The organism is Massilia sp. Soil_C_3 (genome assembly GCF_057657035.1).
This window is the reverse complement of record NZ_JBDGJG010000004.1, coordinates 176,199-201,264: the sequence shown is the minus strand read 5'-3', so window position 1 is coordinate 201,264 and position 25,066 is coordinate 176,199. Positions and strand designations below refer to the sequence as shown.

Genomic DNA, 25,066 nt, shown 5'->3' with positions numbered 1-25,066 from the left:
AGGTCTGACAATCAGACACGATCTCAGCCGTAAAAGCGATTATTGCTGAGGCTGTGTCCGAATGTCAGACCTGACCCCGTCGTTTCGCGGGCGCAGCAGGGCATCGCCGACCTGATCCACCTGCAGCAGCAGGCCTTGCAGCAACAGTAACACCGGGGTCAGGTCTGACAATCAGACACGATCTCAGTCGTAAAAGCGATTATTGCTGAGGCTGTGTCCGAATGTCAGACCTGACCCCGCCGTTTCGTGAAGCCGGTAAAATAGCCGGCTCATTCAATCCAACCCGCATAACCATGACCCAACGCCTGATCCTCGCTTCCAACAATGCCGGCAAGCTGAAGGAGTTCGCGCAGCTGCTCGGCCCCATTGGTTTCGAGCTGCATCCGCAGGGCGAATTCGACGTGCCGGAGGCGGAAGAGCCGTTCGGCACCTTCGTCGAGAACGCGCTGGCCAAGGCGCGCCACGCGTCGCGCCTGACCGGCCTGCCGGCGCTGGCCGACGATTCGGGCGTGTGCGTGAACGCGCTCGGCGGTGCGCCGGGCGTGTATTCGGCCCGCTTTGCCGGCGAACCGAAATCGGACGCCCGCAACAACCAGAAGCTCGTCGCCGATCTGGCGGGGCTCGGCGATAAATCTGCCTATTATTATTGTGTGCTGGTCTATGTGCGCCACCCGGACGATCCGCAGCCGGTGATCGCCGACGGCCGTTGGAATGGCGAGATCATCGCCAGCCCGCGTGGCGAGAACGGCTTCGGCTACGATCCCCACTTCCTGATTCCGTCGCTCGGCAAGACTACCGCCGAACTGGCGCCGGATGAAAAGAACGCACTGTCCCACCGCGGCCAGGCGCTGCGCGCGCTGGTCGAGAAACTGAAGTCCGCCTGACATGATCCCGATTAAAGTCGCCGCCCCCGGGCCGAGCGAGCCGCGTTCGCCGGCCAGCGCCGCGCTGCAATACCTGCAGCCGGGCGCGCTCAACCTCTCCGCCTTGCCGCCGCTGTCGCTGTACGTGCACTGGCCCTGGTGCGTGCGCAAATGCCCGTACTGCGATTTTAATTCGCACGAGTCGAAGGGCGAGCTGCCCGAGCAGGCCTACCTGGACGCGCTGCGCCTCGACCTGGAGCAGTCGCTGCCGCTGATCTGGGGCCGCAAGATCCACACCGTCTTCATCGGCGGCGGCACGCCGAGCCTGATGTCGGCCGCAGGCCTGGACCGCCTGATGTCCGACCTGCGCACCCTGCTGCCGCTGGAGCTGGACGCCGAGATCACGATGGAAGCCAATCCCGGCACCTTCGAGGCCGAACGCTTCAAGAGCTACCGCGAGAGCGGCATCAACCGGCTGTCGATCGGCATCCAGAGCTTCAACCCGGCGCACCTGAAGGCGCTGGGCCGCATCCATGACGGTGACGAGGCGCTGCGCGCGGTCGAGATCGCGAAGAACACCTTCGAGAACTTCAACCTCGACCTGATGTATGCGCTGCCGTCGCAGACATTGGAAGAAGCTCGCCGCGATCTGGAAACGGCGCTGTCGTTCGCGCCGCCGCACCTGTCGCTATACCACCTGACGATGGAACCGAACACGGTGTTTGCCAAGTATCCGCCGGCGCTGCCGGACGACGACCTCTCCGCCGACATGCAGGACATGATCGCCGAGGTGACCGGTGCGAGCGGCTACGAGCACTACGAGGTGTCGGCCTATGCCCAGCCGGGCCGGCGTGCGCGCCACAACCTGAACTACTGGAAGTTCGGCGACTACCTCGGCATCGGCGCCGGCGCCCACTCGAAGCTCTCGTTCCCGCACCGCGTGCTGCGCCAGGCGCGCTTCAAGCAGCCGGCGTCCTTCATCGAGGCCGCCAAGCGCGGCAATCCGGTGCAGGAAGAACACGAGATCGGCCGCGCCGACATGGGCTTCGAGTTCATGCTTAACGCGCTGCGCCTGACCGGCGGCTTCGATCCGAACCTGTTCGGCGAGCGCACCGGCATGAACATCAGTGCGATTTCGAAGGCGCTGGGCGAGGCCGAGGCGAAAGGGCTGATCTACCGCGACCACAAGCTGATCAAGCCCACCGAGCTTGGGCAGCGCTTCCTGAACGACCTGCAGGAGATGTTCCTGGTCGAATGACGCCTACGTTTCGACCGCGCCGGCCAGCGCGCCGAGGGTGAGCGACAAGCCGCTGACGATGCGCGCCATGCCGTCGTAGTCGTTGCGGTCCTGCGCTTGGCCGGTTGGCGCCTCGGTGTGGAAATAGGGAAAGCGCAGGAAACCGGCATCGGTGATTACCAGCGCAGGCCCGTCTTGCGGCCCGCTGCCATGTCCCGACAGGGTGAGCCCCATCACGTGGGCCGGCGCTGCCAGCCCCTGGTGGGCCAGCATCGGATCGCTGCGCAAGGCGGCCAGTACCTGGCGCACCTGCGCCGACGATTCACGCGTCCCAATGAAAGCCATGAAGTTGCCGCCATCGTGGCGGCTGGCGCTGGCGCGCCGCTCCGCGCTTGCGGAAGGCGCATCGTTCACGAAAAAGACGAAGCGGATCTCGGTGCCATAAGCGGGACGCAGCGCCTTGGCCGCGCGCGCCAGTTCAAGCACGGCGGCGGCGCCTGCGGCGCCCGCTGCGGCGTCGTGGCCGAGATGGGCGCCGACGATGAAGGTGCGGCTGGGACGTTCGCCGGGCGCCAGCCTGGACACCGTCACCTCGATGCTGCGGCCCGGATGCGCCGCGTCGCCACCTTGCCGGACACGAGGAGAATAACCGTAACGTCGCAGCGAGGTTTCGACGTGGCGCAGCGCGCCCTGTCGTGTGTAATTCGGCGTGCCCGGCGCGACGGCAGCCAGCGCCTGGGTGTGCGCCTGCAGGCGCGCCGCCAGCGGCGGCACGCTCGAACTCGTGTCCATGGTCACCATCGCCAGCACGATGGCCAGCAGGATTGCGAGGATGACTTTCCAGTGCGAGTTGAAAAAATTGCGCATGGCGTCACACTGCGCCGCGGGGCGCATTGGCAGCAGTCGGTGAACCCAGTGTATCCAAATCGCCGCAGATACGCGCCGCCGCACCGGCAATTCCGCGTTACAACTTGGACAAGACGGGCTGCGCCGGCTTGCGGCGGCCGGCGCCCAGGCGCGCGCGGCGGCGCTGCCACCACAGCACCAGGCCGGTGCCGCCGAGCGCGCTCAACACCAGGCCGAGCACGGCCACCGTCGCCTCGCCCGCGACGCCGCCCAGTTCGCCCGTGTGCAGCGGATAGACGATGGAATTCATGCGCGTGCCGGGATCGAGCGTGTCCCAGCGGTGGCGCGCCAGCACCTGGCTGCTGCGCGGGTCGAGCCAGACGACCGAACGCCCGTTGGGATGCGGATCGTCGGGCACGTGCATGCGCACGGCCAGCGGGCGATCCAGGTGCGGCGTGTACAGGAACAGGCCGATGCGGCCATCCGGGAAGGCCGCTTGCGCGGCGGCGGCCAGTGCGTCGAGCGATGCCGCCGGTCCGTCACCAGCGGGCAGCTTCGGGGCCGCGACGACCGGCGCGCCCACGAGCCGGCTGATCCAGCCGCCGATCGGCCGCCAGGCGAGATAGGCGCCGGTCGCGATGCTCACGCCCAGGACTAGCGCGAACACGACGCCGCCGATGCGGTGCAGGTCGAACGAAGCGCGCGTGAATCCCTTGCCCAGTTCGATCCGCAGCGAGGGCGGCCAGCGGCGCGGCCACCACAATACGATGCCGGACACCGCCAGCAGCAGGTACACGGCCGCGGCCAGCGCCAGGATGGCCTTGCCGGTCTGCTCCAGCCATAGAGCGCTGTGCAGGCCGTGCAGCAGCGACACCATGCTTTCATGCTCTCCGCGCCGGCCCTGTTCGGCGCCGGTGGCCGGATGCAGATAGAGCGAGCCGCGCCACTCGCCGCGCACCAGCACCTCCAGCGTGGCGCCGGCGTCGCGCGGCGGACGGAAGGAGAAAGCGGCCTTTGGACCGAATTCCGTTGCCAGGCGTACGCGCAGCGCTTCCAGCGAGACCGCCTGCGCCGCCGGCTGCTGCGCGGCCACGAACCAGGCCGGATGCAGCCAGCGGTCCAGCGGCCGCGCCACGCCCAGCAGCGAGCCGGTCAGCCCGGAGACGATCAGCAGCCATCCGAGCCCGAGCGCGGTCCAGCGGTGGCACTTGAGCCAGAGGCCGCGCAACGATGCCGTCATCAATACGCCAGCCGCAGCTGGACGTAGAGCATGCGCGGTGCGCCGACCATGCGGCCGCCGTTGGTGTCGGTATTGCGCGTGTAGTAGCGGCGGTCGGCCAGGTTGTTGATCCCCAGCTGGAGGTCGGGGCCCTTCTTGCCCGCCATCTTGTAGCTCAGCTGCGCATTGACCACGCCGAAGCCCGCCACCCGGCCGAGCGCGGCGTTGGCCGTCTCGGGCACCGTGTTCGCGGTGTCGGTGTAGTGCTTGCCCTGCGCCGTGGCCGACAGACCGAAGGCCCATGCATCCACCGTATAGCGCGCGCCGAGCGAGCCGGCCTGGCGTGAGTAGAAGGGCACGTCGCGGCCCTCGAACTCGCCCGACCTCTGGAGCGCGCGCACATAGGTATAGTTGGCGTACAGGTTCAGGCCGGCGAGCGGCCCGGCCTTGTCGAAGTCGTAGTCGAGCGCGAGCTCGACGCCGTCGTGGGTGGTCGCGCCCAGGTTGCGGAACACGGCCGGATTGGTGCCGGGGATCGACAGGATCTGGTTATCGAAGCGCAGGTCGAACAGGGTCAATTCGGAACGCAACTGCTGGCCCGCATAGCGCACGCCGGCTTCCCACGTCTTTGCGACTTCCGGGTCGAGCGGATTGGTCTCGGACATCGAATTGAGCTGCGTGTACTGCACGGCGCCGAACGAAGTGCTGTAGGCCGTGTACAGGGTCAGGCGCTCGCTCGGCAGCCAGGAGACGTTCATCGACGGCAGCGCGCGGCTGTTACGCACGTGGAAGGGCGTGTCGTCGGCCGTGCCGCTCGGGTTGCGGTCGCTCTCGATCTTTTCGTAGCGCACGCCCGGCGTGATCCGCCACTTGCCGTAGGCGATGCGGTCGTCGATGTAGACGGCATGCGCGCGTGTGCCGTTCTCGAACACCTGGATGGCGCCAACCTGCTGGCCGGTGGCGGCGATGGTCGGGATGCGCCGGTCCTGGCCGGTTTCGCGGATGTAGCGGTAGCCGACCGTGACGTCGTGGGTGGCCGCTCCCCACGCCAGGCGATGCGTGTAGCGCGGCTCGAATCCGCGCACCTCGTTGTCGCGCGGCTGGTATTCGATGCGGCCCTGGGCGGCATTGGCCAGCGAGCTTTCGCGCGCGCTGTCGTAAGCGTAGGCGCGGACCTCGAATTCACGGGTGGCCGAGAAGGCATTCACATAGCCGACGTCGACCTGGTCGCGCTCGCCTTTCCAGTAGTCGGTGGGATGGGTGTTCTGGAACGGATCGCGCGCGTACTGGGCTGGCGTGAGCCCGCCCGGCGTCATCGACTTGACGTCGTAGTGGGCGATCTTGCCGTAGACCTCGGATGATGGACCGAGCTTCTGGCGCCACTTCAGCGCGATGTCATTGTAGCGGTCGTCGCTGCCGGCGCGCCAATGGTCGCCCTCCATGCCGGAATAGAGCAGGGCGACGCCGAAACCGTTATCGAGTTCGGTGCCGAGATAGGCCGAAACTTGATAGTTCGAGCCGCCGCGTTCATAGCTGTTGTAGCGCGCCGAGGCATCCGCCGTCAGGCCGCCCTGGCTGGGCACCGGACGGGTCTTGAAGTTGATGATCCCGCCGACGTTCTGCGGGCCGTAGCGCACCGCGCCTCCGCCGCGCACGACGTCGATCGAATTGAGGTTGCCGAGACTCGTCGGCGCCAGCACCAGGTTCGGCTGGCCATACGGCGCCATGGCCAGCGGGATCCCGTCGATCAGCATGGTCGAGCGGAAGGAATTGCGCGGGTTCAGGCCGCGGATACCGATGTGCAGGCCGACCGAGCTGCCGGTATTGCTGGTGCTGCCGCTGATCTGCACGCCGGGAATGCCGCGCAAGACGTCGGCGATCGTCGAGGCGCCGCTGTCGACGATCTGTTCGCGCCGCACCAGGGTCCTGGCCCCGCCAAACGCCTGCACGCTGTTTTCCAGGCCCGTACCCAGCCAGTCGCCGACCACCGTTATGGTCTCCAGCATGCCGATGTCGCGTGGCGCGGCGTGGGCCTTCGATGGCGCCGGCCGGCGCCCGATGACGAAGCCCTCGCCGGACTGCGGCGTGGCCCGCGCGCCGGTGTCGGCCAGCAGGGCCGCGAGGCCGTCGGCAACCGTGTAGCGTCCGTCCAGGCCCGGGCTGGCCAGTCCGGCCAGGTCTTCAGGACGAAACGCGACCGTGACCCCGGCTTCGCGGGCGAAGCTGGACAAGCCCTGCGCCAGGGGACCGGCGGCGATCCGGTAGTGCCGCACGTCTGGCGTGGCGGCTTGCGCATGGGCTGCGGGTGCATGCGCGGCTGCACCCAGCGTCATACAGGCGATGAGCGCCGGCAGGGTGAGGTGGGCCAGGGCGGCAGGGATGTGCGGCGACTCCAATTCGATTCCTTTCGTTTGCTTGACGGCGTAGTAGCCGAACGGGCGACGAAAAAGGGACAGGAGAATGCAAAAAAATTTCAGATGGCCTGCGACGTCACCGTGACCCAATAGGCGGTACGCCGGACGACGCGCACCGGCAGGGTCTGGCCGATGACGTCCAGGACATGGTCGGTATCCTCGATCCTGAACACGCCCGAGACGCGCAGCTTCGCCACCTCCGGCGCGCAGCGGATAATCCCCGGACGAAAACGCGACAGCTCCTGCAGGAAGGCGTCGAGCCGCATGGCGTCGGCTTCCAGCATGCCCCTGGTCCAGGCCGGGGCGGACGACGAGGGCAGGCGTGCGGGTTCGATGTCCTCGAATGCACGGGCCGAGAACCGCACGCTGTCGCCGGCCTCCACGATCCGGCGTGCGCCGCTGTCGCGCAGGACGACTTCGACCCGATGTTCCAGCACGTTCAACAGCGTGCGGCCGCCATCGCCATCGAGCGCGCGCACGGTGAAGCGGGTGCCGAGGGCGCGCATCCGTCCGTGGGCGGTATCGACCATGAAGGGCCGCGCCTGGCCGAGCGTATCGCGGGCGGTCTCGATGTAGATTTCGCCCCGCTCGAGTTTGATCAGGCGCGCGCTCTTCGAATAGCCCACCGCGATATCGGTCGCCGTATTGAGCCGCACCGCGCTGCGGTCGGCCAGCACCACGGGACGGTGTTCGCCGACGCCGGCGCGGTAGACGCCATCCGCTTCGCCGCGCGACGCCCGGTAGCCGAACCAGCCGGCCGGCAGCGCGACGCCAAGTGTCGCCAGGGTCTTGAGAATGGCGCGCCGGTTGCCGCGTGGTTGGCGCGTGAGGACGGGCACGCCCAGCTCAGGGGCGACCGCGCCGAATTTTCGGCTGAGCCGTTCGGCGCGCTGCCAGGCCTGTTCGTGTTCGGGACTGGCCTGGCGCCAGCGCGCGAAGGCCAGGTGGTCTGCTTCGCCGGCCGCGCCGGAATGCAGGCGCACCAGCCAGTTCGCCGCTTCCTTGACGACGTCGGGATCGAGCAGCGCGGTGAGGTCAGGGCCGGGCACGATGGTTCAGCCCATCGCGTTCAGGCACAGCTCGAAGCCCTGGGCCATATAGCGCTTGACGGTGCGGTCGCTCAGCCCGGTGCGGGCGGCGATCTGCACATAGGTCAGACCTTCGAGCTGCGACAGCACGAACACTTCGCGCGCCTTCGGCGCCAGCTGGCCCAGCATGGCGTCCAACTGCTGCAGTTCCTGCTGCATGGAGACGAGTTGTTCGGGCGAGAAGGCGACATCCTCGGGAAGGGCGGCGAGCGTTTCCAGCCACGCCTGCTCGAGGGTGCGGCGCCGCCAGTGGTCATTGAGCAGGCCGCGCGCGATGGTGGCCAGGAAGGCGCGCGGTTCGACGATGCCGGGGACCTCGTCCGGCCGGCGCAGCAGGCGCAAGAAGGTGTCATGCGCGAGATCCACCGCGTCATCGGCACTGTCGAGCCGCTGACGCAACCAGCGGCACAGCCAGCCGTGGTTGTCCTTGTACAGAAGTTGGATGGTAGACATGGCGGGTCTTTTCGCGCTGCCTGGTATTTGCCAAGAGAGCAAAGGCCTTGCGGCAAGGATGGTCGGTGTAAATCGCAAATGATATCGATTATTGTTCTCATTTGCAATCGATGTCAGGGAACCACTGTACCCCGTGATGTAGTTGCGCCCGGTCAACCTCGTCGTGATTTGGCATGGCTATGATCGGATTTGCTCATTGGCACTAGCGAAGTGTTCATTCATGAGGTGGCTACCGTGATCATCGATAAGTTTGCCGCCGGTTTTAGTAGTCTAACGGACATGAACCGCGCCATACGGCTGCGTCTGTCTACCCCAAGCGGTATCGTCGACGATCTGCTGTTGGTGAAATATGTCAGCGGTGTGGAGACGATCTGCGGAGGGATTGAATATGCGCTGCAGTGCGTTTCACTCCAGGCGGGCATGGAGCTCAAGCGCTTTATCGCCAATCCGGTCGAGCTTCAGTTCGTGACCGACTCAGGCAAGCTTCGCACTGTGTGCGGGATTATCGGCGGCGTAAGCGAAGGGCAGAGCGATGGGGGGCTTGCAACTTATCAGTTGATGGTTCGAGACGCTTTTTCGCTGCTGGAGCAAACCTGTAATACACGGGTCTTCCGCAATCGCAACGAGATCGACATCACCGAGACTATCTTGCGCGAGTGGCGCCTGGCCAATCCAATCGCGGCGGCCGCGTTTCGTTTCGAGTCGGGCGGGTTAAAGCAGTACCCGCCTCGCGAATTCACGATGCAGTACAACGAATCCAATGCTGCCTTCTTGCGGCGTCTCTGGAAGCGCCGGGGTATCGCATGGTTCATCAAGGCGGGCGCGTCGAATGAGCGGGGAAGCAGCGATGTCCCGGTCCATACGTTGGTCTTATTCGATAATCCGCACGCGCTGGAGCAGAATCCGGCCGGTGCGGCCCGCTACCACCGTGATCACGGTACGGAGCAACGCGACAGCATTACGTCCTGGCATGCGGTACGTAAGCTGACGGCTGGGCGTGTCAACCGCCACAGCTGGGATTATGCTCAGACGTGGTCCATGAGTAGTCAGGAAACGAGTCTGGTCGACCAGGGAACGCTGGGCAACCAGTTCGCGGCCAGTCTCGACGAGTACCTGATCGACTCCCCACATGCGGGTGACAATGCCGACGATTATCGGAGCCTTGGCGTGCTACGCATGCAGCGCAGGGAGTACGAAGCCAAGTTCTTCCAGGGAGAAAGCGGCGATCGGGACATGCGGGTGGGGCAATGGCGTCGCATGGATGGGCATCCGGAGATCGATACCCATCCTGTGGATCAACGGGAATTCGTCTGCACCGAGTTGCGGGTGGAGGCCGAGAACAACCTGCCGAAACGCTCGACGAAAAAGTCGGACGGCTATTTGCCCTGAACCGTTGGAGCAGCGATCGCGCAGCCTTGTTGCAGGCCAGCGCTGAACGCGGCGTGCGTTACACGAACCGGTTTATGTGCGTGCGGCGAGGGATCCCGATCGTTCCCGCCTACGATCCGCGCATCGAGCTTCCGCGCACCGAGGCGCAAACCGCCATCGTGGTTGGACCCGCGAACCAGGAAATCCATTGCGATGAGCATGGTCGGATCAAAGTCCGCTTTCCTGCATGCCGTTCGGAAGACCATGAGCATGCGGATGGAACGGGCGCTTCCGGTAGCGATCGTGACTCGGCCTGGCTGCGCGTGGCGTCAGGGTGGGCGGGAAATCAATATGGGGCGATCTCCCTGCCGCGCGTAGGCGACGAGGTCGTTGTGGTGTTCATGGGCGGTGATCCAGACAAGCCGCTTGTCATCGGAAACGTTCACGGCGCGCGGACGCCGCCGCCTTCGTTCAGCCGTAATAGCGTCCTTCCCGGCGACAAGCACTTGTCTGGAATCGTGAGCAAGGAAGGGCAGGGGACGCGGGCCAATCAGCTTCGCATGGACGACACGCCGGGGCAGATCAGTGCGCAGCTCGGTAGCGAACACGCTCATAGCCAGCTGAATCTCGGTTATCTCACGCATCCAAGGCATGACGGGGCTACAGAGCCACGTGGCGAGGGCGCCGAATTACGCACGGATGCCGCGCTTTCTCTGCGTGGCGGCAAAGGCGTTCTCATCAGTGCCGATGCTTCGCTGCGTGCAGCTGGAAGGATTCTTGATCGAGATGGGATGGCCGGTTTGTCAGAAGTGATGACGAACATACAGCAGCAGTTGGCCGAGTTGGCCGAGGCACACAACACTGATGCGGTCGACAGCGAATCGTTGAAACAATTGAAATCAGATTTCGAACAATGGGAAAACGGCAGCAACACTGCAGGGCAATCGACTTCGGGAGGGGGAGGGAAGCCCATTATTGCCATTGAAGCGCCAGCCGGAGTGCTTATAGGTAGCCATGCTGGCATTGCCATCGGAGCGCAGAACCATGTCGACCTAATTAGCGTGAGAAACATGCAAATGTCAGCTGGTCGAAAGCTTATTCTTCACGCGTTGCGAGGAATTAGCGTCTTCGCTCATACGCTTGGCATGAAATTAATAGCGGCAAGCGGAAAGGTTGAGATTACTGCTCAGGATGAGAACGTCGAGATTACGTCTGCGAAACGCATCATTCTCGCGGCAACTGAAGAAATCATTCTGCAGTCACCTAAGGTAACTGTAGTTAGCCAAGGTGCCAACGTGACGATCGGTGAGGGCGCGATCTCTCACAGTTGCACTGGCGACTTTGTCGTAAAGTCAGCAAGAACAGAATTTCCTGGGGCTGGCGATGGAAGTTTAGCTTCCATGATTATGCCAAAGAGCGCCATTGAACATAATCAGCGCGTACGTCTTGTCGATCTAACGACTGGTGAACCACTTGCTAAGCAACGATATCGCGTAACGATAGAAGACGGGCAGATTATTGATGGAATAACCGGATCGGACGGTATGACTCAAAACTTCAGTTCGGAGATTCCATTCGCCACTTATTCAATTGAGGCACTTTTCGATTGAACTAGATTTAATTCCGAAAGGACTCGTATGGCTACTCCTGCAAACACGCCAGGATACAAACTGCCGGTAAATCCAGAAAAAAATCAGGGGAAGCTTTCGCAAGGCTTCGTCACGCCAAACCAGGACCGAATTCCACAGGTTCACTGTGTTCCGGCGCGCCGTGTTCTTCCAATTATTTTTATTCCAGGGATAATGGGATCAAATCTGAGAGTAAGCGCTGATCGCCAAGCTAAATTAGGGTTGGAGAATAACATAGCTTGGCGCCCAGATAATTCAAGCGTAACTATCGGCCAGTACAACGATAAGCCGCACGAGCGGCAGTTGCGTTTGGATCCCGATGCGACAGAGGTCGATAGCTACGATCCAAAAAACAACCCAACCGGAAACCTGAGCGAAAGTGCTGATCGGCGTAACAAGAATATTATTTATGCGGGTGGATATAGAGGTTGGGGAACTAGTAACGGTCCGTTACTTCAGTCTGACCCACCAGGAGTGAGGAACCGCCGTACACAAAATGAGAAGGCTCGGGAGCGGGGATGGGGCGAGATATTTTATGGAAGTTATGAGGCCATCTTAACCATCTGCGAAAGCAAACTCAACTCGGCCTTTACTGACGGGATAATGGATCTATATTTAAGGCGAAATATAGAAGGGGTTTCGCCTTTAAAGTGGAAAGCTCACCCTGAACCTCCTATGACTGCTCTGGACGAAATAACAATGCGGAAGGCAGTTAAAGGATGTTGGTTTCCTGTTCATGCAATGGGGTACAACTGGCTGAGAGGCAATGCTGAGTCAGCTGTAGTTTTGGCAGAGCGAATAAAAGATTTGATCAATAAATACGTAAGCGAAGGATTTGAATGCGAGAAAGTTATTCTAATTACCCACTCAATGGGAGGGTTGGTTGCGCGAGGAATCGTCCATCCAGAAATAGGGAAGATGGGTGATGAAGTTTTGGGGGTTATTCACGGTGTAATGCCAGCGATGGGAGCTGGAGCTGCATATAAACGAATTCGTTGTGGGGTGGAAGGGTCATATACAGGTATTTCTGGGGAAATTACCGCTGGTGTACTTGGGGATAATGCAGCGGACGTGACTGCCGTTCTTGCAAATTCTCAAGGCGCAATGGAGTTGCTTCCTAGTCAATTCTACGGAAGCCATTGGCTGCAACTGAAGCGAGATGGTGCGATTGTTAAAAGTTGGCCAGAGAAATGTCCCTATGAAGAAATATATAAGGTTCGGGGGAAGTGGTACTCATTGGTGCGCGAGCAGTGGATAAATCCAGCAGGAGCGAAAGATGGAGGGATTTTCAGAACATCCAAGCTTCTAGATGAAGCTAGAAAGTTCCATGAGAAAATCAATGGTACTTATCATATACAGAGCTATGCTCACTACGGGGCTGATGTAAATAGAAGAGCTTGGCATAAAGTGGTCTGGGAAGTCAGTGGGAGCGGAGAATTGCGAGAGCCGGAGTCGCTAAAAACTATCTCTGACAATCGAAAAGGAAGTCTCCAAGTAATGGAGTCACGATTTGAAAAAGGTGATCGTGTTACGCCCCCATATAGCCTTAATATGCTTGATGCAGCTGAGTCCGGAGATCAGACTGTCCCATTACACTCTGCAGATGCACAACTTCGCAGCGGCAAGTTCAAAGGATTGTTCAGACAAGTTGGATATGAACATCAGGCAAGCTATAGCGACCCTGTTGTGCTTGCATCGACAATTTACGTTCTATTTAAAATCATTTCCACCATGAAATGGTCTAAGCCATGAAATGGATTTTATTGAGGAAGTTTATAGTAGCTGCTATTGCCTTAATGATTGCAGTTGTCACTCTTGTTTTTTATTCAGAAATGGTCATCGTAGGAGAGCCAATGGAAGCTCGTAGCCAAAGAGTTGAGGAGATGTTCGAAAAGACGAAAATCGTTTGCTTTGGAAGATTTGTAATGGAAATTCCAGATCGGGTAACTCTAGTGTATGGAGGGGTTACGGTCAATGGAGATATTAATTTTTATCGAGATGAGTCAGAAAAAATAACTGAAATGCTAGCCGCTCGATTGTCTGATATTGAGAAGGAGCGAAAGTTAATTCCAGATTATTCTTTAATCAACTTCCCTCTTGTTGGCAAGGTGATAGATGGCGTCGTGCCAGGTCAGAAAACGGTCTTCGGAATTGCAAATCCCATAAGTTATAAAATTCACTCATACATCCCCGTTGGCAAAGATCTGTTTGTGTATGACTCCAAGGCGTTTCCTGAAAACAATGAAATTCCATTTATAAATACTGTTGCAAATGGCTTGCGTAGCCGTGCTGAGGCGGAAATTCCAGCTGAGCCGGGAATTTGTTTGGATTCGGGGTTTATTTCTGTCGAGCCAACTTTCGAGAAAGTTTCGATCGGTCTGAGATTTCACGATTTTCCAGATGTTCATATCTCAATTGATGCGAGGAAGAATCAGGATTATTTAATGGAAGGCGGTGGACTCAAAGAATCGCGTGAGGCTGCAAGGATACGTGCGGAGGCTCATGGGTTTGGTGGCTTTTTCTCTCGAATTAAAGTTCTGCGCGAGAATCGGCGGCAGTTAGGAACCTGGGAGGGGGAGGAAATTTTGACACGAAGACCAGCATATAAAGACGATACGGATGCTCACGAATTTCGTTTCTTTAGCTTGGGAGAGGTCGATAACGCATCTCACCCGATGCTTGATATTCAATTGGACTCCGGTGTAAAGGGCAACGCTAAAGCTAAGATCAAGCCGAGCATTACCGATGCAGAAGCCCTGGCACTGTGGGACCGAATTTTGCCCACTATCCGCCTACGTCAGCCTAGTGATGCAGCCGAATTCAAACAGGCTTCGAAGGTACCGTTAGGAAGTGTGATGAAATCGGAAGACATCTGTCCTCAATCCGGCTGGTGGGAATGCCTGGAAAAACGGAAAATTGAGGGTGAGCGGCGCCGACTCTTCAAGGCAGGCGACAAGTTGCCACCTGTGTTGGCAGATGGCGCTGCGAGTTTATGGAACACGCCGATCGGTAATACACATCAAATAGCGGCGGTCGAGTGGAAGTTGCTTGAATACGATCCTCCATCTGCATTCTCGGTCGATACAAAAACTGCTGGCATTCCACAAGCTGACAATGATATGAGGGAAAACGGTGCCTAATGTGATTCGCTTGAACGACCCCACCAGCCACGGTGGGAAGGTAAGCAAAGTCGCCGCGACCCATTTCACTGTCGGCGGTGTTGCAGTGGCGTGCGCCGGCGATACATGTACGTGCCCCGTACATGGTTTAGTCACTATTGTGGAAGGAGAGGCAAACCACACCATTGGCGGTCTCGCCGTCGCTTACGACGGCCACAAGACCAGTTGCGGTGCGACGCTGATCTCGACGGTGACGAACTTCGTCCACAATTGAATGGGGACGAAGTCCGGTGACGACGGCAGATCAAACGGTATTCTTCTCTATGGCTGTCCGAAAAAAGAACCGGGCCACATGGGCCCGGTCCGTATAACAACATTTTCAGCGGTTTAGCGCGCCGCCACCGGCGCCCCACCTTCCGCCGGCACGGCAGGTTCCGTCCACCCCCCACCCAGCACGCGATACAACACCACCTGATTCTGCAACCTCAGCAGATTCGCCTGCACCGACAACTGCTGCGACTGGAACAGCGAACGCTGTGCATCGAGCAGGTCGAGCTGGCTGGCCGCACCGCTGCGGTAGCGCAGGTCGGACAGGTTGAAGCGGTCGGCTTCGGCCTCAGTCACCGCGGCTTGCGCGCGCAGCTGTTCGCTGAAGGTCGCCTGGCCGGCCAGCGCGTCCGCCACTTCGCGGAACGCGGTCTGGATCGATTGCTCGTACTGCGCCACCGCGATGTCGCGCTGGGCCCGGGCGCTGCCCAGGGTGGCGCTGTTGCGGCCATAGTCGAAGATCGGCAGGATCGCCTGTGGTGCGAAGGTCCAGCCCCAGGTGCCGCTGTCGAACAGGCCCGACAGCTCGTTGCTGGCGCTGCCGGCGGTGCCGGTCAGCGTGATGCGCGGGAAAAAGTTCGCGCGCGCCGCGCCGATGTTGGCGTTGGCCGCGATCAGCTGCTGCTCGGCCGAACGGATGTCCGGACGGTTGGCCAGCAGGTCCGACGGCAGGCCGGCCGGGATGTCCGGCAACTCGGTCTTGGCAAGCGTGGCGCCTGCGCTCACGTCGGCCGGCAGCGGGCCGCCGACCAGCAGGGTCAGGAGGTTGATGTCCTGGGCCCGCAGGCGCTGCTGCTGGGCCAGGGTGGCGCGGGCCGTCTCGACCAGCGAGCGCGATTGCTGCAGCTCCAGGCGCGACGCCACGCCGTTCTCGAAGCGCAGCTGGAACAGCTTGTCCGATTCCAGGCGGGTGTTGAGCGTGTCTTGCGTGATGCGCAGCAGCTCTTCGTCGGCCAGCAGTTGCAGCCAGGCGCTGGCGACCGACGAGATCAGGCTGATCTGCGTGGTCTTGCGCGCCTCTTCGGTGGCCAGGTATTGCGCCAGCGCGGCATCCGACAGGTTACGCACGCGGCCGAACAGGTCGAGCTCGAACTGCGAAACCGACAGGCCCGACTGGTACACGCTTTCGATCGGCTGGTCTTCGCCCACGGTCTGGCGATTGCCGCTGATGCCCAGGCCCACGGTCGGCAGGCGGTCGGCGCGGGTGATGCGGTATTGCGAGCGCGCCTGCTCGATATTGGCGATCGCCACGCGCAGGTCACGGTTGTTCACCAGGGCGGCGTCGATCAGCGAGCGCAGGCGCGCATCGGCAAAGAACGACTGCCAGGCGACCGTGCTTGGCGCCGCGGCCAGCACCGGGCTGGTCGACTCGGTACCCGCCTTCGGGGTTTCCGGGAAGGCGGCAGCCACCGGAGCCGCCGGACGTTCATAGTCCGGCGCCAGCGAGATGCAGCCGGCCAGCGTCATCGCCAGCGCCAGCGGCGTCACGAGTTTGATGTGCTTGATCATGGTTTGCTTCCTTCTTCTACGTGCTTCTGATGTTGAGTCGCGTACATCTTACTTTGGCGGTCGCTGCCCTTGAAGAGCGTGCGGACCACCACGAAGAAGACCGGCACGAAGATCACACCCAGGACGGTCGCGGTGATCATGCCGCCCATCACGCCTGTACCGATGGCGCGCTGCGATGCCGAGCCGGCGCCGCCCGCGATCACCAGCGGCAGCACGCCGAGGATGAAGGCCAGCGAGGTCATGATGATCGGACGGAAGCGCAGGTGCGCCGCTTCCAGCGCCGCTTCGTACGGCGTCTTGCCCTCGGCCTGCAGGTCCTTGGCGAATTCGACGATCAGAATCGCATTCTTCGCCGCCAGGCCGATGATGGTGATCAGGCCCACCTTGAAGTAGACGTCGTTCGGCAAGCCGCGCATATTGGCCGCGATCAGCGAGCCGAGCACGCCCAGCGGCACCACCAGCATCACCGAGACCGGAATCGTCCAGCTTTCATACAGTGCGGCCAGGGCCAGGAACACCGCCAGCAGCGAGAAGGCGATCAGGATGCCCGCGGTCGAGCCGGACAGGATCTCTTCGCGCGACTGGCCGGTCCATTCGAAGGCAAAGCCGGCCGGCAGTTGGGCCGCCAGGCGCTGCATTTCTTCCAGCGCGTCGCCGCTCGAGTAACCCGGAGCCGGTTCGCCGGTGAGCTTCATCGCCGGATAGCCGTTGTAGCGGTTGGTCTGCATCGGGCCGGTGGTCCATTCGGTGCTCGCGAACGACGACAGCGGCACCGGCTGGCCCTGGGCATTCAGGGCGTTGATGCGCAGCAGGTCGTCCGGCTGCATGCGCTGCGGCGCATCGGCCTGCACGATCACGCGCTGCAGGCGGCCGGCGTTCGGGAAGTCGTTCACATACGACGAACCCAGCGAGGTCGACAGCGCGGTATTGATCGCGCCGAAGGTCACGCCCAGGGCTTGCGCCTTGTCGCGGTCGATGTTCAGCTTGAGCTGCGGTGCGTCTTCCAGGCCTTCCGGACGCATGCCGGTCAGGATCTTGCTCTGCATGGCCATGCCCAGCATCTGGTTACGCGCTGCCAGCAGGGCGTTGTGACCATTGCCGCCACGGTCTTGCAGGCGGAACGAGAAGCCGGTGCCGGTGCCCAGTTCCGGGATCGGCGGAGGGCTCACCACGAAGATGAACGAGTCGCGCACGGCGCCCATGTGGCCGGTGATGCGGCCCGCGAACGATTGCGCGTCCTGGCCTTTTTCCTTGCGGTCGTCCCATGGCTTCATCGGGATGAACGCCAGGCCCATGTTCTGGCCCTGGCCCGAGAACGAGAAGCCGGTCACGGCCACGATGTTGGCGGTCTCTGGCTGCTTCATCACGAACTCTTCCAGCGAACGCAGCACGGTGCCGGTACGCTCGGCGGTCGCGCCTGGCGGCAGCTGGATGTTGGCGATCACATAGCCCTGGTCTTCGTTCGGCAGGAAGGCGTTGGGCATGCGGGTAAACATCAGGGCGACGACGCCGACCAGCAGCAGGAATACGACCATCCAGCGGCCGGCGCGTTTCAGGATCGCACCGATGAAGCCTTCATATTTCTTCGCGCCGGTGGTGAAGTTGCGGTTGAACCAGCCGAAGAAGCCCTTCTTGTCCAGATGATGGCCGGCTTCGACGGGTTTCAGCAGGTGCGCGCACAGCGCCGGGGTCAGGGTCAGCGCCAGGAAGGCCGAGAAGCCGATCGAGGTCACCATCACCACCGAGAACTGGCGGTAGATGTTGCCGACCGCGCCGGCGAAGAAGGCCAGCGGCACGAACACCGCGATCAGCACCACGGTCACGCCGATGATGGCGCCCGAGATCTGGCCCATCGCCTTGCGCGTGGCTTCCAGCGGCGGCAAGCCTTCCTCGCTCATGATGCGTTCGACGTTTTCCACCACCACGATGGCATCGTCGACCACGATACCGATCACCAGCACCATGCCGAACATGGTCAGCACGTTGATCGAGAAGCCCAGCGCCAGCAGGCAGGCGAAGGAACCCAGCAGTGCGATCGGCACCACGATGGTCGGGATCAGGGTGTAGCGGATGTTCTGCAGGAACAGGTACATCACCAGGAACACCAGCACGATCGCTTCGAACAGGGTGTGCACCACTTGTTCGATCGAGATGTCGATGAAGGTCGTCGAATCGTAAGGAATCGAGTACTTCATGCCTTTCGGGAAGTACTTCTGCAGTTCCGCCATGCGTTCCTTGATCATCTCGGCGGTCTGCAGGGCGTTGCCGGACGGCGCCAGCTGCACGCCAATACCGGCCGACGGATTGCCGTTCAGGCGCGCCGTGGTGGCATAGGCCTGGCCGCCGACTTCGATGCGCGCCACGTCCTTCAGGCGCACGGTCGAGCCGTCCGGATTCGCGCGCAGCACGATATTGCCGAACTGTTCGACGTTCGACAGCTGGCCGGTGACGATCACGGTGGCGCTGATCTGCTGGCCCTTGGCGACCGGCAGGTCGCCGATGGTGCCTGAAGCGACCTGGGCATTCTGCTGCGAGATCGCGGCGGTGACGTCGGCCGGCGACAGGTTCAGGCCGACCAGCTTGGTCGGGTCGATCCAGACGCGCATCGCCTTTTCGGTGCCGAACAGCTGGGCCTGGCCAACGCCGGTGATGCGCTGGATTTCCGGCAGCACGTTACGCGAAGCGTAGTCGCCCAGCTCGATGCTGGTGATGTTCGGGTCGTCCGACGACAGGATCGTAAACAGCAGGAAGTTCGAACGTGCCTGGTCGACGCGCACGCCCTGCTGGGTCACCGCCGGTGGCAGGCGCGGGGTGGCGCGCGACAGGCGGTTCTGGACGTCGACTTGCGCCAGGTTCGGATCGGTGCCGGTCTCGAAGGAAACGGTGATCGAGCCGGTGCCGTTGGCCTGGCTGGTCGATTCCATATAGATCATGCCTTGGGCACCGTTCATCTCGCGTTCAATGATCGAGATGACGGAGTCTTCAAGCGTCTGTGCCGACGCGCCCGGATAGGCGACGTTGATGACGATCGAGGGTGGCGCCACGGTCGGGTATTGCGCGATCGGCAGCTGCTTGATGGCAACGCCACCGAGCACCATGATGAACAGCGCGATCACCCATGCAAAAATCGGGCGGTCAATAAAAAAACGTGCCATTGGAAAGTCCTATTCCTTGTTCTTATCGGCTGCTGTTGGCCGGCGTGGTCGCGCCCGCGGCCGGCGAACCGGCATCCGGGGTGCGGGTATCGCCGGCGCCGGTGGTGGCAGCCGCCTTGGCGCCGGCCGCGTTTGGCTGGGCAGCCGGTGCGCCCGCCTGGGCCGGCGCCTGCTGGGCGCCTGCCGGCGTCCACTGCACTGGCTTGACCGCGGTGCCTGGCGGCATCATCTGCAGCTTCTGGAAGCCGTCGACCATCACTTTTTCGCCTTCCTTCAGGCCGCCGGTGACGACCCAGCTCTCGTCCTGCTGCGAAGCGATCTTGACCTGGCGCGGAACCGGCTTGTTGTCGGCGCCGATGACGGTCACGGTGTCGCCGTTCTGGCCGCCGCGGGTGACTGCCTGCTGGGGAATCAGGATGCCGTTCGGCAGCGAAGCCTGCGCCACGCGCACGCGCACATACTGGCCCGGCAGCAGGGCATTGTTCTTGTTGTCCACGGTGGCGCGCAGCGTGATCTGGCCGGTGCCCTGGTCGACGGTCACGTCCGAGAACAGCAGGCGGCCGCGGGTCGGCAGCGCGGTGCCGTCTTCCAGCAGCACGGTCACCGGCACGTTGTCGGCGCCGCCGCCTTGCTTCTTCAGGCGCTGCAGCTCGGTGGCCGACTGGGTGATGTTGAGGTACATGCTGTCGGTCTGCTGGATCAGCGCCAGCTCGGTCGACTGGGTCGCCGACACCAGCGCGCCTTCGGTCACCAGCGCGCGGCCGATGCGGCCCGAGATGGGAGCATTCACATTGGTGTAACCAACATTGATCTGCGCAACTTTCAATTGGGCCTGGGCGGCGGCGACTTCGGCTTCACCCTGCTTTTGGGCGGCGACGGCGTTGTCGAATTCCTGTTTACTGACTGCGTTGGCCTCGACCAGCGGCTTGTAGCGCTCGGCGATGGCACGCGACGCGACCAGGTTGGCTTCGGCGCGCGCGACGTCGGCGCGGGCTGCGGCGAGCTGGGCCTGGTAAGGCGCCGGGTCGATGGTGAACAGCGATTGGCCCTGCTTGACGATGCTGCCCTCGGTGAAGGAGCGCTTGAGCACCACGCCGTCGACACGGGCGCGAACCTGGGCAGTGCGGATCGGTTCCACGCGTGCCGGCAGTTCGCTCTGCAGCGCAACGGTCTGGAAGGCGGCGGTGACGACGCCGACTTCGGGCGCCGGCATCTGCTGGCCGGCGGGGGCGCCGGCCTTGGCCGATTCGTCTTTCTTGCCGCAGGCGGACAGCAGGACCACCGCAGCCATGGTGGCCGCCGCGACCCGGGTGAGGGACATGGATGAGGAGTTGGCAGAGCGCATTACGTGTGCATCCTTCTAGTTAGTAATTCGCGCCAATGTCACACCCCGGTCAACAACATATGCATGGGATGAGAGATCAACGCTGGCTTTTGCAAATAATTTTATATACTATCACGACTGTATGTAAAATGTTTTAAGCACCTATTAATTTGAGGGTTACCCAAAAGAAATGGTTCGCAGGACGAAGGAAGAAGCAGCGGCGACCCGCGACAGCATTCTTGATGCAGCAGAAATCTTGTTCGCAAAACAGGGTGTTTCGCGAACGACATTACAGCATATCGCGACGGCGGCGGGTGTAACACGCGGTGCGATTTATTGGCATTTTGTCGACAAGGGCGCGCTGTTCAGCGCGATGATGGACCGCGCCACGATGCCGATGGACACCGCCATCCAGCAGCTGGGCGAGCGCCAGGTTGCCGACCCGCTGCAGCGCTTGAGCGACGAGCTGATGGCGGTGCTGCACATCGTCGTCAGCGACGAGAAGGCGCGCCGGGTGTTCGAGATCGCTACCCTCAAGACCGAGTTCACCGAAGACGTGGACTCGGCCCGCGTGCGCAAGCGCGAAGCGGTGGCCGAGTGGCGCGCGCGCATGGAAGCGCAGCTGGCCGAGGCGCGCGCCAACGGCCAGCTGCCGGCCAGCATCGACCCGCACAATGCCGCGACCTGCATGTGGATCATGCTCGACGGCCTGCTGCGCAACTGGCTGTTCGACCTGGAATCGTTCGACCTGATGGCGCTGGGCGGGGAGGTGATCGATACCTTCCTGGCGGGGTTGAAGGCGCGGTGAGGGTTATCGACCGTCTCCAGGCACTTGCTGTGCAGCCAGCGTATTTTTCTTCGTTAGCGTAAAAACGTCGTCCCCGCGCAGGCGGGGACCCAAGGTGCAAGCGTCTCGATAACGCATGCGGTACTTGGGTCCCCGCCTGCGCGGGGACGACGTGTATGGGCGGTGCGTTTTTGGCGCTTAACGCATGCCTTCGATCATTTGCTTGAGCTTGAGCGAATCGGCGACGAAGGCGCGGATGCCTTCGGCCAGCTTCTCGGTGCCCATCGCGTCTTCATTCAGCATGAAGCGGAAGGTTTTTTCGTCGATCGCGATCTTCTCGATACTGTTGCTCTCGTCTTTGCTCAGCTTGCGCTCGACCGGCGCGTCGCTGTCGGCCAGCTTTTGCAGCAGGTCGGGCGAGATGGTCAAGAGGTCGCAACCGGCCAGTTCCAGGATCTGCGAGGTATTGCGGAAGCTCGCGCCCATCACTTCGGTGTTGTAGCCGAACTTGCGGTAGTACTGGTAGATGCCCTTGACCGACTGCACGCCCGGATCGTCGGCGCCTTGATAGTCGGTGCCGGTCGATTTCTTGTACCAGTCGTAGATGCGGCCGACGAACGGCGAGATCAGCTTGACGCCGGCTTCGGCGCAGGCCACTGCCTGGCACAGCGAGAACAGCAGGGTCAGGTTGCAGTGTATGCCATCCTTTTCCAGGATCTCGGCGGCGCGGATGCCTTCCCAGGTCGACGCGATCTTGATCAGCACGCGCTCGCGCGACACGCCGTTCTTTTCATACAGTGCGATCAGCTCGCGGCCCTTGGCGACGGTGGCTTCGGTGTCGAACGACAGCGCGGCATCGATCTCGGTCGAGACGCGGCCCGGCACGTACTTCAGGATCTCGACGCCGAAGGCGATCAGGAGGCTGTCGACGATCGCTTCGACCGAGGCGCCCGGCGCATCGGCGATCGCTTTTTCGAGCAGCGGGCGATATTCAGGCTTTTGCACGGCCTTCAGGATCAGCGACGGGTTGGTGGTCGCATCCTGCGGCGCATAGGCCTTGATCGACTGGAAGTCGCCGGTGTCGGCGACCACGGTGGTGTACTGCTTGAGCTGTTCGAGTTGGTTCATGGCGTGGGTGTCAAACGTGGGATGGGTAAGTGGTGTGCGGGCGTTCGTCGAACGCGTCGGCGGGAGACCCGCCAACCCTACATAGGGTTGGCGGCTACGCCGCCGACGCGTCCAACCAGCTCACGCGAAATCGGTACCGGCAACAAACGCCGCAAGCATGGCCTCCAGCCCCGCACGGTCTTCTTCCGAAAAACGGTCCGGTTTCGGGCTGTCGATATCGAACACGCCAATGAGCTTGTCATCCTTGATCACCGGCATGACGATTTCCGAGGCCGACGCCGAATCGCAGGCGATGTGGCCCGGGAAGGCGTGTACGTCCGGCACCACGATGGTCTTGCGTAGGGCGGCGGTGGTGCCGCAGACGCCGCGGCCGAACGGGATGCGGGCGCAGGCGGGCTTGCCCTGGAATGGCCCGACCAGCAGGTCCTGGCCTTCGCCCTTTTTGGACGGCACGGTGAAGTAGAAGCCGGCCCAGTTCAGGTCGGAGATCGTATCGTAGATCAGGGCCGAGAACTGGGATGCATTGGCGGTCAGGTCGCGCTCGCCCTCGAGGACGCTGGTCACTTGACGCACCAGCAGGTCATAGTCGGGACGGTCGCTGCGTTCGGGATTGATATGCATGTCAGGCGAAAATGCTGGTCGAAAACCGCTATTTTACAGCCACCGCTGCCGCAGGCGCTCCAGCGTCAGGCGGTGTCATCGAAATAAGCAGCCTGAACCGCTCGCGCAGCCTCGGCTTGCCGTCGGTGAGCTTGCCAGGACGATAATGCACGTCCGTCTGCAGACGCTCGCCGTTCACCCGCAGGCGTAGCAAGGTCGCCTCGGCGCGCGCGTCGACCGGCATCGCTACCTCGGTCTGGAACAGGTGTTTGCCGGTCGGGTCCAGCAGGTCGAGCAGCAGGCGCGCGCCGTCGCCCGACGCCACCAGGATGAAGTTGCCGGTGCAGGCAAAGCTGTCGACGTCGCTCCGTGGCCGGAACGACCACGCACCGGCATCGAACTGCCGGGGCGACGCTGCCGTCGCGATCCGGTAGGACGGCGGACAGCCATCGCCTCCCTGGACGGGAGGATCGATGCGGCCGGCCCGAAGCGGCGTGTGCGTCACGGGCGCTGCGCCATACGTTGGCGCGTCGGGCTGGCCGCCGGCCGGGTCCGCAGTCCCCAGCACCTTGCGCACGAATGCCATCGCATCTTCGCCAACCCGGCCGCGTAGATACTTCCGGCCGAGCAGTTCTTGACTGTCGAGGTCACGGATGGACAGGCTGGTGATGCGATCGGGCCCGTCGTCGGACCGGTCCGCTTGTTCCTCGACCACGTAGCGCGTGCGGACCTCGCCGCGGGGGTGCACGACGAAGCTGCCCGGCCCGGCACGGCGATAGACCTTGTCAAGATATAGCACGGACGGATAGCCGGCCGACAACACGTCGTCAAGGCCGAACATGGGCTGGAATGGGCCCGCGCCGGGCCGGTCGAAGCCGATGTGGCGCAGTTCGACGCCCTCGACGCCGCTCACGCTACGCATCACGATCGGAGCGGGAAGCTGCAGCTGGGATTTGGCCATGCACATCGTCAGGGCACCGGCCGCAACAAGGGCCGACAGGAGGAGCTTGTAGAACGTTGGCATTGGCTAGTCAGGACCGATCAGCCATTGAGGGATCGATGTCCATGGTTGATCGGCAAGGGTTAGGAACCGCCCATTCTAGACCAAATGCGTTTCTTGCCGTCAACGCACGGTTAGCCGATGAAGGAATCGAACTGCATGTCGAACTCCTGCAGCGCCTTCTGCGCGTTCTGCATCTTCTTGCGGAATTCCGGCCCGCGGCGCAGCGCCAGCCCCACCGCCAGCACGTCGATCACGACCAGGTAGGCCAGCCGCGCCGAGATCGGGGTGTAGGGATCGGTCGCGAACACCAGGTCGATCGGGATCAGCAGGGTCGCCATCTCGGCCAGCGGCGTGCCGGACGGCGCCAGCACGATCACGTCGGCGCCGCCGGCCTTGGCCAGCTTGGCCGAACGGGTCAGCGCCGGGTTGTTGCCGCGCTGCGAGATCGCGACCAGCGCGTCGCCTTCGCGCAGCAGGGCCGCCGCGATCGAGTGGATCGACGGGTCGGTATAGGCCACCGTCGGCACGCCCGAGCGGAAGAATTTGTGCTGGGCGTCGGCGGCCACGAAGCCGGACGTGCCCTGGCCGTAGAACTCGATCTTGTTGGCGCGCGCGAGGATCTCGAGCGCCTGCTGGACGAGTTCCGGCTTGAGGTTGTTGCGCAGGTCGAGCAGGGTATTGATCGAGCGGCTGCAGATCTTGTTGATCAGGTCCGAGGCCAGGTCGTCCTGGTGCGGCGCCTCGCTGGCGCCGGGCAGCGCCAGCGCCAGGCCTTGCGCCAGCTTGAGCTTGAACTCGTGCCAGCCGTCGTAGCCAAGCGTGCGGCAAAAACGCACCACGGTCGGTTCCGACACGCTGGCGCTGCGCGCCAGGGCGGTGATGTTCTGGCTCACGGTCGCGGAAGGGGCGGCCAGCACCGCGAGCGCGACCTTGCGCTCCGATTTGGAGAGCGTGTCGAGCTGGGTGCGGATCGAGTCGAGCAGCATAATATGTCTCGG

Annotated in this window: 20 protein-coding genes and 1 pseudogene; 9 read left to right on the top strand and 12 right to left on the bottom strand. The window is 62.3% G+C overall.

The features are described from left to right. The first annotated feature begins 293 nt into the window (after positions 1-293). Together rdgB and hemW are read left to right on the top strand one after the other, a co-directional pair. Positions 294-884, top strand: coding sequence for an RdgB/HAM1 family non-canonical purine NTP pyrophosphatase (gene rdgB, locus AC3A6F_RS09080; protein ID WP_487679956.1), 591 nt, complete (start codon positions 294-296; stop codon positions 882-884). Between the two features lies 1 nt (position 885). Next, complete coding sequence (gene hemW / locus AC3A6F_RS09075) at positions 886-2,121, top strand: radical SAM family heme chaperone HemW (RefSeq protein ID WP_487679954.1); 1,236 nt, start codon at positions 886-888, stop codon at positions 2,119-2,121. Positions 2,122-2,124: 3 nt separating this feature from the next. Here hemW and AC3A6F_RS09070 read toward each other — a convergent pair whose 3' ends face one another. The 5 genes from AC3A6F_RS09070 to AC3A6F_RS09050 form a co-directional block, all read right to left on the bottom strand. Then, positions 2,125-2,967, bottom strand: a complete 843-nt coding sequence (locus AC3A6F_RS09070; RefSeq protein WP_487679952.1) for a zinc-binding metallopeptidase family protein — start codon at positions 2,965-2,967, stop codon at positions 2,125-2,127. Positions 2,968-3,064: 97 nt separating this feature from the next. Continuing rightward, positions 3,065-4,186, bottom strand: a complete 1,122-nt coding sequence (locus AC3A6F_RS09065; RefSeq protein ID WP_487679950.1) for a PepSY-associated TM helix domain-containing protein — start codon at positions 4,184-4,186, stop codon at positions 3,065-3,067. Next, positions 4,186-6,561, bottom strand: coding sequence for a TonB-dependent siderophore receptor (locus AC3A6F_RS09060; RefSeq protein ID WP_487679948.1), 2,376 nt, complete (start codon positions 6,559-6,561; stop codon positions 4,186-4,188). The genes AC3A6F_RS09065 and AC3A6F_RS09060 overlap by 1 nt, the downstream gene beginning before the upstream one ends. 77 nt (positions 6,562-6,638) lie before the next feature. Next, positions 6,639-7,628 carry a DUF4880 domain-containing protein gene (locus tag AC3A6F_RS09055; RefSeq protein ID WP_487679946.1) on the bottom strand — a complete coding sequence of 330 codons (990 nt, stop codon included), beginning with the start codon at positions 7,626-7,628 and terminating at the stop codon, positions 6,639-6,641. Between the two features lie 6 nt (positions 7,629-7,634). Next, positions 7,635-8,120: a sigma-70 family RNA polymerase sigma factor gene (locus AC3A6F_RS09050; protein ID WP_123067730.1), complete on the bottom strand. Its 486-nt coding sequence runs from the start codon at positions 8,118-8,120 to the stop codon at positions 7,635-7,637. Positions 8,121-8,354: 234 nt separating this feature from the next. On the opposite strand from AC3A6F_RS09050, the gene AC3A6F_RS09045 reads away from it, so the two are divergent. From AC3A6F_RS09045 to AC3A6F_RS09025, 5 genes are read left to right on the top strand one after another with little or no spacing between them, the layout of a single operon-like run. Beyond that, the gene (locus AC3A6F_RS09045) at positions 8,355-9,509 is read left to right on the top strand and encodes a type VI secretion system Vgr family protein (RefSeq protein WP_487679944.1); all 1,155 of its coding nucleotides are present in this window, start codon (positions 8,355-8,357) and stop codon (positions 9,507-9,509) included. 26 nt (positions 9,510-9,535) lie between these two features. After that, positions 9,536-11,098 (top strand): DUF2345 domain-containing protein, encoded by a 1,563-nt coding sequence (locus AC3A6F_RS09040; protein ID WP_487679942.1) that lies wholly within the window; start codon positions 9,536-9,538, stop codon positions 11,096-11,098. A 27-nt stretch (positions 11,099-11,125) separates the two neighbouring features. Then, positions 11,126-12,868, top strand: coding sequence for an esterase/lipase family protein (locus AC3A6F_RS09035; RefSeq protein WP_487679940.1), 1,743 nt, complete (start codon positions 11,126-11,128; stop codon positions 12,866-12,868). Next, entirely contained in the window at positions 12,865-14,256 is a 1,392-nt protein-coding gene (locus AC3A6F_RS09030; RefSeq protein WP_487679938.1) for a T6SS immunity protein Tli4 family protein, read from the top strand. The genes AC3A6F_RS09035 and AC3A6F_RS09030 overlap by 4 nt, the downstream gene beginning before the upstream one ends. Continuing rightward, the gene (locus tag AC3A6F_RS09025) at positions 14,249-14,509 is read left to right on the top strand and encodes a PAAR domain-containing protein (protein ID WP_487679936.1); all 261 of its coding nucleotides are present in this window, start codon (positions 14,249-14,251) and stop codon (positions 14,507-14,509) included. Before AC3A6F_RS09030 ends, AC3A6F_RS09025 begins: the two co-directional genes overlap by 8 nt. A 113-nt stretch (positions 14,510-14,622) precedes the next feature. Here AC3A6F_RS09025 and AC3A6F_RS09020 read toward each other — a convergent pair whose 3' ends face one another. Genes AC3A6F_RS09020 through AC3A6F_RS09010 form a run of 3 tightly spaced genes read right to left on the bottom strand, consistent with a single transcriptional unit; the run spans position 14,623 to position 20,547 of the window. Then, entirely contained in the window at positions 14,623-16,071 is a 1,449-nt protein-coding gene (locus AC3A6F_RS09020; RefSeq protein WP_487679934.1) for an efflux transporter outer membrane subunit, read from the bottom strand. Continuing rightward, positions 16,068-19,226 carry an efflux RND transporter permease subunit gene (locus AC3A6F_RS09015; protein WP_487679932.1) on the bottom strand — a complete coding sequence of 1,053 codons (3,159 nt, stop codon included), beginning with the start codon at positions 19,224-19,226 and terminating at the stop codon, positions 16,068-16,070. The genes AC3A6F_RS09020 and AC3A6F_RS09015 overlap by 4 nt, the downstream gene beginning before the upstream one ends. Before the next feature lie 22 nt (positions 19,227-19,248). Beyond that, the gene (locus AC3A6F_RS09010) at positions 19,249-20,547 is read right to left on the bottom strand and encodes an efflux RND transporter periplasmic adaptor subunit (protein ID WP_487679930.1); all 1,299 of its coding nucleotides are present in this window, start codon (positions 20,545-20,547) and stop codon (positions 19,249-19,251) included. Between the two features lie 193 nt (positions 20,548-20,740). On the opposite strand from AC3A6F_RS09010, the pseudogene AC3A6F_RS09005 reads away from it, so the two are divergent. Beyond that, positions 20,741-20,914, top strand: a pseudogene (locus tag AC3A6F_RS09005) (TetR family transcriptional regulator); the annotation flags it as partial. A gap of 33 nt (positions 20,915-20,947) precedes the next feature. Beyond that, positions 20,948-21,358 (top strand): TetR family transcriptional regulator C-terminal domain-containing protein, encoded by a 411-nt coding sequence (locus tag AC3A6F_RS09000; protein ID WP_487680445.1) that lies wholly within the window; start codon positions 20,948-20,950, stop codon positions 21,356-21,358. 177 nt (positions 21,359-21,535) lie between these two features. On the opposite strand, the gene tal is transcribed toward AC3A6F_RS09000, so the two are convergent. From tal to AC3A6F_RS08980, 4 genes are all read right to left on the bottom strand, one after another. Further along, positions 21,536-22,465 carry a transaldolase gene (gene tal, locus AC3A6F_RS08995; protein ID WP_487679928.1) on the bottom strand — a complete coding sequence of 310 codons (930 nt, stop codon included), beginning with the start codon at positions 22,463-22,465 and terminating at the stop codon, positions 21,536-21,538. A 120-nt stretch (positions 22,466-22,585) separates the two neighbouring features. Next, positions 22,586-23,086 carry a GAF domain-containing protein gene (locus AC3A6F_RS08990; protein WP_487679926.1) on the bottom strand — a complete coding sequence of 167 codons (501 nt, stop codon included), beginning with the start codon at positions 23,084-23,086 and terminating at the stop codon, positions 22,586-22,588. 28 nt (positions 23,087-23,114) lie between these two features. Then, complete coding sequence (locus AC3A6F_RS08985) at positions 23,115-24,089, bottom strand: hypothetical protein (RefSeq protein WP_487679924.1); 975 nt, start codon at positions 24,087-24,089, stop codon at positions 23,115-23,117. 110 nt (positions 24,090-24,199) lie between these two features. After that, a complete protein-coding gene (locus tag AC3A6F_RS08980) occupies positions 24,200-25,054 on the bottom strand; it encodes an SIS domain-containing protein (RefSeq protein WP_123067741.1) in 855 nt (284 codons plus the stop codon). Between the last annotated feature and the right edge of the window lie 12 nt (positions 25,055-25,066).

Bases quoted from the DNA above. Each gene is read 5' to 3' on its own strand.
- rdgB (WP_487679956.1), top strand. From the start codon at position 294: ATGACCCAACGCCTGATCCTCGCTTCCAACAATGCCGGCAAGCTGAAG.
- hemW (WP_487679954.1), top strand. From the start codon at position 886: ATGATCCCGATTAAAGTCGCCGCCCCCGGGCCGAGCGAGCCGCGTTCG.
- AC3A6F_RS09070 (WP_487679952.1), bottom strand. From the start codon at position 2,967: ATGCGCAATTTTTTCAACTCGCACTGGAAAGTCATCCTCGCAATCCTG.
- AC3A6F_RS09065 (WP_487679950.1), bottom strand. From the start codon at position 4,186: ATGACGGCATCGTTGCGCGGCCTCTGGCTCAAGTGCCACCGCTGGACC.
- AC3A6F_RS09050 (WP_123067730.1), bottom strand. From the start codon at position 8,120: ATGTCTACCATCCAACTTCTGTACAAGGACAACCACGGCTGGCTGTGC.
- AC3A6F_RS09035 (WP_487679940.1), top strand. From the start codon at position 11,126: ATGGCTACTCCTGCAAACACGCCAGGATACAAACTGCCGGTAAATCCA.
- AC3A6F_RS09030 (WP_487679938.1), top strand. From the start codon at position 12,865: ATGAAATGGATTTTATTGAGGAAGTTTATAGTAGCTGCTATTGCCTTA.
- AC3A6F_RS09020 (WP_487679934.1), bottom strand. From the start codon at position 16,071: ATGATCAAGCACATCAAACTCGTGACGCCGCTGGCGCTGGCGATGACG.
- AC3A6F_RS09015 (WP_487679932.1), bottom strand. From the start codon at position 19,226: ATGGCACGTTTTTTTATTGACCGCCCGATTTTTGCATGGGTGATCGCG.
- AC3A6F_RS09010 (WP_487679930.1), bottom strand. From the start codon at position 20,547: ATGTCCCTCACCCGGGTCGCGGCGGCCACCATGGCTGCGGTGGTCCTG.
- AC3A6F_RS09000 (WP_487680445.1), top strand. From the start codon at position 20,948: ATGGACACCGCCATCCAGCAGCTGGGCGAGCGCCAGGTTGCCGACCCG.
- tal (WP_487679928.1), bottom strand. From the start codon at position 22,465: ATGAACCAACTCGAACAGCTCAAGCAGTACACCACCGTGGTCGCCGAC.
- AC3A6F_RS08990 (WP_487679926.1), bottom strand. From the start codon at position 23,086: ATGCATATCAATCCCGAACGCAGCGACCGTCCCGACTATGACCTGCTG.
- AC3A6F_RS08985 (WP_487679924.1), bottom strand. From the start codon at position 24,089: ATGCCAACGTTCTACAAGCTCCTCCTGTCGGCCCTTGTTGCGGCCGGT.
- AC3A6F_RS08980 (WP_123067741.1), bottom strand. From the start codon at position 25,054: ATGCTGCTCGACTCGATCCGCACCCAGCTCGACACGCTCTCCAAATCG.